1 protein-coding gene is annotated in these 462 nt (G+C 45.9%); it reads right to left on the bottom strand.

The features are described from left to right. Positions 1-462: lipoyl synthase (locus A3735_RS10925; protein ID WP_156499607.1), on the bottom strand; the 462-nt coding region annotated here is incomplete at both ends.

The raw sequence follows: 462 nt of genomic DNA, 5'->3' as shown, positions 1-462 counted from the left end.
AGGACGAACCTTTTTATAAAGAGAAGGAACTGTTTCAAGGTTATGGTTGAACACATCTGGCGGTGTTTGCTTTAGGATATCGAGCGCAACTTCCATACGGCCACGAAAGTCTGGCACTAATATCTCAATTTCAATATCGCTGCTACGTTCTCTGATTTCGTTTACACAATCAGCAAAGTGCTGAGCACCACCATCACGCAAATCGTCACGATCTACGGAGGTAATCACAACATAACGCAAAGCCATATCTGCAATTGCAATCGCTAACTCACGAGGTTCGTTTTCAGCAAGTGGCTTGGGACGACCGTGAGCAACATCGCAAAACGGACATCGTCGAGTACATATATCCCCCATTATCATGAAGGTAGCGGTGCCGCCGCCGAAGCACTCTCCCAAATTCGGGCAAGAAGCCTCTTCACAAACACTATGTAGTTTATGCTTACGTAGCTTACCCTTTATCTC

It is taken from the genome of Oleiphilus sp. HI0061 (genome assembly GCF_001635675.1).
This window is presented reverse-complemented; position numbering and strand designations above follow the sequence as displayed.